At 72.9% G+C, this 7,749-nt stretch carries 11 protein-coding genes and 2 tRNA genes; 5 read left to right on the forward strand and 8 right to left on the reverse strand.

The window, feature by feature from the left end; genetic code table 11:
- Positions 1–26: 26 nt before the first annotated feature.
- Both VGL20_06295 and VGL20_06300 read right to left on the reverse strand, forming a co-directional pair.
- Positions 27–120, reverse strand: a tRNA-Ser gene (locus VGL20_06295).
- A 47-nt stretch (positions 121–167) separates the two neighbouring features.
- Complete coding sequence (locus VGL20_06300) at positions 168–350, reverse strand: hypothetical protein (protein HEY2703283.1); 183 nt, start codon at positions 348–350, stop codon at positions 168–170.
- A 128-nt stretch (positions 351–478) separates the two neighbouring features.
- Here VGL20_06300 and VGL20_06305 point away from each other — a divergent pair.
- Together VGL20_06305 and VGL20_06310 are read left to right on the forward strand one after the other, a co-directional pair.
- Positions 479–568 (forward strand) — tRNA-Ser (locus VGL20_06305).
- Between the two features lie 85 nt (positions 569–653).
- On the forward strand, positions 654–1,850 hold the full coding sequence (locus tag VGL20_06310; protein HEY2703284.1) for an FAD-dependent oxidoreductase: 1,197 nt from the start codon (positions 654–656) through the stop codon (positions 1,848–1,850).
- Positions 1,851–1,866: 16 nt separating this feature from the next.
- On the opposite strand, the gene VGL20_06315 is transcribed toward VGL20_06310, so the two are convergent.
- Positions 1,867–2,901 carry an alpha/beta hydrolase-fold protein gene (locus tag VGL20_06315; GenBank protein ID HEY2703285.1) on the reverse strand — a complete coding sequence of 345 codons (1,035 nt, stop codon included), beginning with the start codon at positions 2,899–2,901 and terminating at the stop codon, positions 1,867–1,869.
- A gap of 273 nt (positions 2,902–3,174) precedes the next feature.
- Here VGL20_06315 and VGL20_06320 point away from each other — a divergent pair, with 273 nt between their 5' ends.
- On the forward strand, positions 3,175–3,336 hold the full coding sequence (locus VGL20_06320; GenBank protein HEY2703286.1) for a hypothetical protein: 162 nt from the start codon (positions 3,175–3,177) through the stop codon (positions 3,334–3,336).
- Positions 3,337–3,349: 13 nt separating this feature from the next.
- On the opposite strand, the gene VGL20_06325 is transcribed toward VGL20_06320, so the two are convergent.
- On the reverse strand, positions 3,350–3,751 hold the full coding sequence (locus tag VGL20_06325) for a hypothetical protein (GenBank protein ID HEY2703287.1): 402 nt from the start codon (positions 3,749–3,751) through the stop codon (positions 3,350–3,352).
- Positions 3,752–3,846: 95 nt separating this feature from the next.
- Between VGL20_06325 and VGL20_06330 the strand changes: the two genes are divergently transcribed.
- Positions 3,847–3,999, forward strand: a complete 153-nt coding sequence (locus VGL20_06330; protein HEY2703288.1) for a hypothetical protein — start codon at positions 3,847–3,849, stop codon at positions 3,997–3,999.
- Positions 4,000–4,140: 141 nt separating this feature from the next.
- The gene (locus VGL20_06335; GenBank protein HEY2703289.1) at positions 4,141–4,263 is read left to right on the forward strand and encodes a hypothetical protein; all 123 of its coding nucleotides are present in this window, start codon (positions 4,141–4,143) and stop codon (positions 4,261–4,263) included.
- A gap of 15 nt (positions 4,264–4,278) precedes the next feature.
- Here VGL20_06335 and tadA read toward each other — a convergent pair whose 3' ends face one another.
- From tadA to VGL20_06355, 4 genes are all read right to left on the reverse strand, one after another.
- Entirely contained in the window at positions 4,279–4,773 is a 495-nt protein-coding gene (gene tadA, locus VGL20_06340; protein ID HEY2703290.1) for a tRNA adenosine(34) deaminase TadA, read from the reverse strand.
- 8 nt (positions 4,774–4,781) lie between these two features.
- A complete protein-coding gene (locus VGL20_06345) occupies positions 4,782–7,010 on the reverse strand; it encodes an FAD-dependent oxidoreductase (GenBank protein HEY2703291.1) in 2,229 nt (742 codons plus the stop codon).
- A gap of 2 nt (positions 7,011–7,012) precedes the next feature.
- Positions 7,013–7,501 (reverse strand): CBS domain-containing protein, encoded by a 489-nt coding sequence (locus VGL20_06350; protein HEY2703292.1) that lies wholly within the window; start codon positions 7,499–7,501, stop codon positions 7,013–7,015.
- A gap of 8 nt (positions 7,502–7,509) precedes the next feature.
- A partial coding sequence (locus VGL20_06355; GenBank protein ID HEY2703293.1) for a hypothetical protein occupies positions 7,510–7,749 on the reverse strand: 240 nt, incomplete at its 5' end.

Raw genomic sequence — 7,749 nt, forward strand, 5'->3', positions numbered from 1 at the left:
CGAAAGGGCCTTTCCCTGCAAGGATGTGGCGGAGCGAGAGGGATTCGAACCCTCGATACGAGTTACCCCGTATACCGCATTTCCAGTGCGGCGCCCTCGACCAGACTAGGCGATCGCTCCGCCGCGCATTGTACCGGGGGATCGGCGGCACTCCCGGCGCCGGGCGACTACTCGCGGTGGGCCCGCTCCCAGGTGCCGGCGGCCCAGATCGCGACCACCTCCCGGTCCTCGTCCCGCTCCCTGGCGAGACCCCACACCGTGAGCACCCCCTGGACGTCCACGGTCAGGGCGTCCCCCTGGCCGTACCGCTCGCTGTCCGGCATCCGCATGCCCTGCACCCTGATCGCCATGGCTCCGCCTCTCCTGCTGGCGGGTGGAGAGCGAGCAGGATCGCGGGCAATTCGAGGCCCTCCACATCGAACATCTGTTCGTATCGTCGCAGCCTCGACCGGTGGCGTCAATACGTAAGATCAGAGGCGGAGAGGTGTCCGAGTGGTTTAAGGTGCCGCTCTCGAAAAGCGGTGTGGGTGAGAGCCCACCGGGGGTTCGAATCCCCCCCTCTCCGCCAGGCGTCGCCGCCTGGGAGGCCGAGAGGTGCTCTGGATGCGATGGGACAGGGCGCGGTGCGCCCAGGTCACCCGGTTCGCGCCGCGGTGACGGCGGTCGACGTCGCGGTCGCGGGCGGCGGCCCGGCCGGCATCCTGCTCGGCCTGCTGCTGGCCCGGCGCGGGGTGCGGGTCGTGGTCCTCGAGAAGCACGCCGACTTCCTCCGCGACTTCCGCGGCGACACCATTCATCCCTCGACCCTGGAGGTGATGGACGACCTCGGCCTCACCGACCGGCTGCTGCAGATCGACCACCACAAGGAGGCCCGGATGCAGCTGGGGTTCGGCGGCGAGCGGGTCACCCTCGCGGACTTCCGCCGCCTGCCCACCCGCCACCGCTACGTCGCCCTGATGCCGCAGTGGGACCTGCTCGAGTTCCTCAGCACCGAGGCCGCCCGGTACCCCGGGTTCGAGCTGCGCCGGCAGGCGGAGGTGACCGGCCTCCTCGAGGAGGACGGCGCGGTGCGCGGGCTGCGCTACCGCGGCACCGACGGCGAGCACGAGGTGCGCGCCACCCTGGTGGTCGCCGCCGACGGCCGTCATTCCCGGGTGCGCGAGGCGGCGGGGCTGGTGCCGGTGGCGGGCGCGCCGCCGATGGACGTCCTCTGGGTCCGGGTCTCGCGGCGGGCCACCGACCCGGACGCGTCCGTCATCCAGATCGGCGGCGGCACCCTACTCGTGCTCATCCACCGCACCACCTACTGGCAGCTCGGCTACGTCATCCCCAAGGGCGGCGACGCCGAGGTGCGGGCCGCCGGCCTGGACGCTCTCCGGAGCCAGGTCGCCGGCGTCGCCCCGTTCCTCGGCGACCGGATGGACGAGATCCACAGCTGGGAGGACGTGCACCTCCTCACCGTCGAGTCCAACCGGCTGCGCCGCTGGTACCGGGCCGGGCTGCTCTGCATCGGCGACGCGGCCCACGCGATGTCTCCGGTCGGCGGCGTGGGCATCAACCTGGCCGTCCAGGACGCGGTGGCCGCCGCCAACCTCCTCGCCGAGCCGCTGCGGACGGACCGGCTCACCGAGCGTGACCTGGCGGCGGTGCAGCGACGCCGCCAGCTGCCCACCGTGGCGACCCAGCTCGTCCAGGGGCTCGTGCAGCGGCGCATGTTCGCTCCGGCGGAGCGCGGCGCGACCCGGTCCGTCCCCTGGGCGCTTCGCACGCTGCCCCGGCTGCCCGTGCTCCGCGACCTGCCGGGGCGGCTGGTCGGGCTCGGCTTCCGCCGCGCCCACGTCGAGGGCTGAGGCCGGCCTCGGCCGGTCAGGGACAGCCGGCGTGCACCGCGGTGGCGGGCGACAGCACCCGGGTCATCGCCGGGTCGCTGCTCCACAGCCGCCCCATCCAGGCGAGGCTGTCACGCACCTCGACCGCCCAGGCGTCCCAGCCGTGGGCCCCGGGGACGATCTCGGTCTGCAGCGGCGACCAGCCCAGCCCGTGGAGGGTGCCGGCGAGCCGGTCGCTCTCGCCGCGGAACTCGCGGTCGGCCGAGCCCGCGCCCACGTACAGCGGAAAGCGGCGGGTGGCGGGCACCGCGGCCACGGTCAGCGCCGGGCTGTTGGCGGCCACGACCTGGCCGAACAGGTCGGCGGGCGCGGTGAACACCGCCGAGTAGCTGGCCACCCAGCTGAAGGCGCCGGGATGGCGGAGGGCGAGGTTGAGGGCGCCGAACCCGCCGGCGCTGACCCCGGCGATGCCGCGCGCGGCGGCGCCGAGGGTGGAGAAGCGGCGGTCGACGGTGGGCAGCAGGCGCTCGACGAACCAGCTCTCGAGGTTGGCGCCGTCGACGGTGTTGCCCCACCACGCACCCCCGGCGCTGTTGCCGTCGGGGAACACCGCGATCAGCGGCGGCAGCTGGCCGAGCGCCTCCATGCGGTCGAGCAGCGCGGGCAGCAGGGCGCCGCTGCCGGTCCAGTCCGGCGCCGCGCCCGGCGAGCCGTGGAGGAAGTAGGCGACGGGCAGGCGTGGGGGCGGCGACCCGGCCGCGACGGCGGGGACGTAGGCGAGCACCCGGCGACCGTCGACCGAGAACCCGTCGAGGTGTCCGCCGGCCGCCTGGGCGACGAACGGGCCCGCCGACGTGCTCGAGGAGCAGAGCGGGGCGATCGCCATCGCGGCGGTGGCGGGCATGGCGACCGGCAGCGACAGCCGCGGTGACCTCGCGGTGAGGCCGGCGGCGAAGGACACGCCGGCGAGGGTCACCGCGCAGATGAGGAAGGCGAGCGTCGCGTAGCGCGAGGACGCCGGCGGACGCGGATCCCGCCAGAGCCACCCATCGCGGCGCGCACCCCGCCTCACGACGAACGCGCCGGCGGGCACACCCACGAGGACCGACCCCGCCGCGGGCTCATGCTCAGACCCCCCCTCTCTCGTTCAGCGCCACGGTAACCCTACCCAGTGCGAACGTCACCGTGCGCGAGATCCGAAGCCGGGAGTACCTTGATGCAACGCGGCGCACCAGATCCTGGACCCCTTCGTGACCGGCATGCGATCCCGCCGCGGCCGTGGAGGCGGATCGTGTGGCACGACGGGAACCCGCCTCACACCAACCCCACCGAGGACCGTGACCCCATGGACCAGCTCATCCTCGCCGCCCGCGACGTCGTCGAAGCGTGGGACAACCACACGCTCGAGCTCGACGTCGCCATCCGCCGGCTCGCCGAGGCCCTCGGAGACCGGGCCGCGGAGACCCAGATCGTGGCTCAGGGGCTGAGCGCCGCCGGCGTCGGCTGACCCGGCGGCCGGCTCAGCCGGCCGGCGCGCCCTCCACGGCCACGAGCACGTGGGTGCCCGCGTCGAGGATGCGGTGCAGTCCCTCGACGGTCGGGGCGCCCGCCATGTCCCAGCGCTCCACCACGAGCGGGGCGAGCAGGTCGACCTCCGCGCCGGTCACGAACCGCGCCGTCCCCTCGACCCCGGGACCGCCGCCGGGGACGCTGAGCCGAACCCATGGATCCCGCCGCCAGCGCTCGGCCTTCACCGAGTGGGCGTCGGTGAGCAGCAGGACCATGCCCGGCGGGGCCACCGCGAACCAGGCCCGCACCGAGCCCCGGCGGCGAGGGCCCCGGGACGTGACCAGCAGCTCCTCCTCGCCCTGGAGCGCGGCGAGGAAGGCGGCGGGGAGCGGTGTGACAGAGGGGTCGGGCATGGCGCTGCGCGTCATTCTCGCCCGTGCCAGGTTCGTTACACGGCTGTCCCCGGGGCGTGGCCGGGCATCCGACCGACCGCCACTAGGCTCGGTGCATGGAAGCTGGATTCGCCACCACGATCAGGAGGAGCGCGAAGCGCCGCCTCATCGGCCTCTCGATCTTCTGGACGGCCTGGGCGCTGGTCCTGGGGATCGCGAACGGCGTCGGATTCATCGACGGCGCCGTCGCCGTCAACTTCGTCCGCTGACGGGCTGGTTCGGAGCGATTGTGACCATTGTGTCGCACACCGATCGCGTCACCGCCACACCCCGGTCATCGATCGCAACCCGGACGTATCCTCGGTATGACCCCGGCGGGCCACACCCGGCATCACCCAGCAGGTAGGACCGTGCGACGCATCATCGTGACCCTCCTCGCCACCGCCTGTGCCATCACCGCCCTCAGCGGCTGCGGCGCCCCGGTCGCCGACGCCGGCGCCGGCACCGCCTCGATCGCCGTCGCCGGCCACTGATCCGGCACTCGCGGCTCAGCGGCCCGCCCGCCGGTCCCTCCGGAGGGCGGCGAAGAAGCCGCTGAGCAGCTCGCCGCACTCGCCGGCGAGCACGCCCTCGACCACGGCGACACGGTGGTTCCCGGCGGGATGCCGGAGCACCTCGTAGGCGCTGCCGTCCGCCCCCTTCTTGGGATCGCGGGCGCCGTAGACGCAGGCGTCCACCCGTGCCTGGACCATCGCCGCGGCGCACATCGGGCAGGGCTCGAGGGTGACCACCACGGTGACGCCGCCGAGCCGCCAGCCGCCGAGCAGCCGGGCGGCGCGGCGCAGCACCAGCATCTCCGCGTGGGCGGTGGCGTCCCGGGCGCGCTCCATGCGGTTGGAGGCGGCGGCGATCACCCGTCCCCGGTGCACCGCGACGGCGCCGACCGGCACCTCGCCGCGACGGCCCGCGTCCCGCGCCAGGCGGAGCGCATGACCCATCCACTGCTCGTGGGGCGCGCCCTCGGGCGTGACCACGACGGCCACCGGGGCGCCTAGCCGGCGACGGCCAGCGGGATCGGCTTGAGGTCAGGCCGCTCGGTCACCCGCATCACATCGTCGACGAAGCGCACCCGCTCGAAGGTGATGCAGTTCACCGGACAGTGGTCCTCGCAGATGCGACAGTTGGTGCAGCGGTCGTAGTTGATGAAGATCTGCCCAGCGTAGCCGCCCGACTCCGGGTCGCCGCCGGAGGTCTCGCAGACCAGGGTGTCGCCGCCCGAGGAGCGCTCGCGGTCCTCCCCGAAGACCACGACGTCGATCGCCTTCTCGGGACAGACGTCGTCGCAGGCGCCGCAGAGCACGCAGACCGTCCTGTCGTAGTGGTGCACCGAGTCGCACTGGAAGCAGCGGATCGACTGGACGATCGCCTCGCGGTCGGTCCAGGGCAGCTCGCACTCCGACATGTCGTAGCGCTTGGAGGCCTCGAGGATCGGCGGGTCGGTGCGGGCGAACACCTCCGACTGGCGATGGTCGTCGGTGCGCTCCACCACCGTCTGGTAGAGGCGGAAGGAGTCGTCGTCGGCGTCCTCGCCGAGGAACTCGCGGATCGACCGGGCGACGCGGTGCCCCCAGCCGACGGCGTCGACGATGAACGACGGGCCCTGCACGCAGTCGCCGCCGGAGAAGAGCTTGGGCACCGAGGTGTGGCCGCCGCGGTCGGCGGCGAGCAGCCCGCGCGGCGTCACCGGGGCGATCTCGGACGGCCGCTCCATGATCTGGCCGGACGCGAAGATCACGTAGTCGCAGTCGACGCGCACCCGCTCGACGCCGGCCTTCTCCTTCACCGAGGAGAAGATCACCTTGCCGGTCAGCGGGTCGAACTCGAGTGGCTCGAGGGGCGCGAAGGAGACACCGGTGACGTTGTTGTTCGCGTCCTTGTGGATCTCCTTGACGATGATCCCGCAGGCCAGCCGCAGCCCGATCTCCTTGGCCTCGTGGAGCTCGTTGCCGAAGGCGGGGAGCCGGTCCTCCGGCTCGATCGCGCACATCCAGACCTCGGGGCAGCCGAGCTTGATCGAGCTCTGCACCGCGTCGGTGGCGATGGCGCCGCCGCCCACGCACACCACCCGGGTCTTCCCCGGGACCATGTGCTCGGGGATCCGGTCGTAGCTGATGATGCGCAGGAAGCGCATCGCGTCGATGACCTGGGTGGCGTCCTTCCCGGGGACGGGCAGGATGCGGCCCTGCATCATCCCGATGGTGAGGAAGACGGCGTCGAACTCGTCGATGAGGTCCTCGAGACGGACGTCGTCGGGCCCGGTGCCGACGTTGGTGTTGGTGCGCACCTCGATCCCCGTCGCCAGGATCATGTCGAGCTCCCACTGGAGCTGGGCGTGGTCGAAGCGGAAGGGCGGGATGCTGGTGCTGAGCAGGCCGCCGACCTTGGCCTCGCGCTCGAGCAGGACGACGTCGTAGCCCTGGACGCGGAGGTCGAGGGCGCAGGTCAGCCCGGCGGGGCCGGCGCCGACGATGCACACCCGCCTGCCCTTCGGCGGTGCCAGCTTGTAGTCGACCCAGAGGCCCTGCTTGAACGCGAAGTCGGTGGAGAAGCGCTTGATGGAGCGGATCGTCACCGGGTCCTCACCCGGGTCCCAGCCGCGCTTGCAGTCGGTCTCACAGGGATGGTTGCAGAGCCGGCCGAGCATGCTCGGGAACGGGTTGGTCTCGTGGATGACCATCCAGGAGTCGACGTAGCGGCCCTGGCTCACGTAGTCGATGTAGGTCGCGATGTCCTGCTTGATCGGGCAGTTCCGCTGGCAGGGGCTCACCGGCACGTTGAACCCGAGGTCGCGGTGGCCGGCGAGGATCTTCATCGGCGCCTTGTCGACCACGTTGGAGCCGATCTCGGCGAGCAGCTGGGCCTCGGAGACCACCCCGACCGGAGCGCTGCGGCGGCTGAAGACGCCGCCCACCGGCTCGGTGATCAGCACCGCACCGGCGCCGGCGTCGACCATCTCGCGGGCTGCGGCGAGGGGCGTCTCGCCGCCGTCGAGGCGCGGCAGCGGCCGCAGCAGCTCACCCGCCCGGGTGCGGTGGAGGCCCCGCTCGGTGGCGGGAAGCACCGCCTCGAGACCCACGCTCCCGAGGATCTCGCCGTCGTCGCGCACCACCAGCAGGGGCAGCGGATGCTGGGCGAGGAGCGGGACCAGGATGTTGGCGATGGTGTCGAGGGGATCGCACTGCGCCCCCAGCGGCTCCATGATCTCGCTGAGCACGTGCATGTCTAGTCCTCGAGCCCGGCGCCGGCGGCGAGCCGCTCGGCGGTGTGGGCCGCGATCTCGCGAAGGGTGATCATCCCCACCGGGCGCACGTCCTCGTGCATCACCAGCGCGAGCTGGCGGCCCGCCTGGCGGAGCACCGCCGCCGCCTCGCCGAGCAGGCTGTTCTCGTCGACCAGCAGCGGCGGGGTGCGCAGGACGTCGCGGGCGAGCACCTCGGTCACCGAGGGTCGCACCACGTCGCTCCCGCCCAGCTCGACGCCGCCCTCGACGTACTGGTCGAGGAGGTCACGGGAGCGCACGTATCCGACCGGCCGGCGGTCGATGAGCACGGGCAGCTCGACGAGGTCGTTGTCCGCCATCAGCTTGGCGATGGCGTCGATGGGGGTGCTGGGCAGGCAGAAGGCCACCTCCGGGCGCATCACGTCGCGCACCGCGGGGTTGGCCGCCTCCGGCGCCAGCTGGTTGGGGTCGAGGCTGCTGCGATCCGCCATCGGTCGGGTCAGCCGCCCGCGCCGGTCGAGGCGGACTGCTCCTCGGCGAACCGGCGGAGGACGTCCTGCCACGTCTCGGTGGGCGACTCGGCCTCGAGGGCGGCGCGGGGCAGGCTGCGGTTGATCCGCGCCCTGGTCCGCTCGATCTCGCGGTCGCGGCGCTTGTTGGAGGCGCTGCGCGCGGTGCTCAGCGCCTTCATCGCCTCGGACTCGACGGCGGCGATCGACGCCTCGTCGTTGGCCGAGCG

The organism is Candidatus Dormiibacterota bacterium, assembly GCA_036495095.1.
In the GTDB taxonomy this organism is placed as follows: domain Bacteria; phylum Chloroflexota; class Dormibacteria; order Aeolococcales; family Aeolococcaceae; genus CF-96.

Excerpts from the sequence above, each read along its gene's own strand:
- VGL20_06320 (HEY2703286.1), top strand. The coding sequence starts at position 3,175 with ATGGACCAGCTCATCCTCGCCGCCCGCGACGTCGTCGAAGCGTGGGAC.
- VGL20_06300 (HEY2703283.1), bottom strand. The coding sequence starts at position 350 with ATGGCGATCAGGGTGCAGGGCATGCGGATGCCGGACAGCGAGCGGTAC.
- VGL20_06325 (HEY2703287.1), bottom strand. The coding sequence starts at position 3,751 with ATGCCCGACCCCTCTGTCACACCGCTCCCCGCCGCCTTCCTCGCCGCG.
- VGL20_06330 (HEY2703288.1), top strand. The coding sequence starts at position 3,847 with ATGGAAGCTGGATTCGCCACCACGATCAGGAGGAGCGCGAAGCGCCGC.
- VGL20_06345 (HEY2703291.1), bottom strand. The coding sequence starts at position 7,010 with ATGCACGTGCTCAGCGAGATCATGGAGCCGCTGGGGGCGCAGTGCGAT.
- VGL20_06350 (HEY2703292.1), bottom strand. The coding sequence starts at position 7,501 with ATGGCGGATCGCAGCAGCCTCGACCCCAACCAGCTGGCGCCGGAGGCG.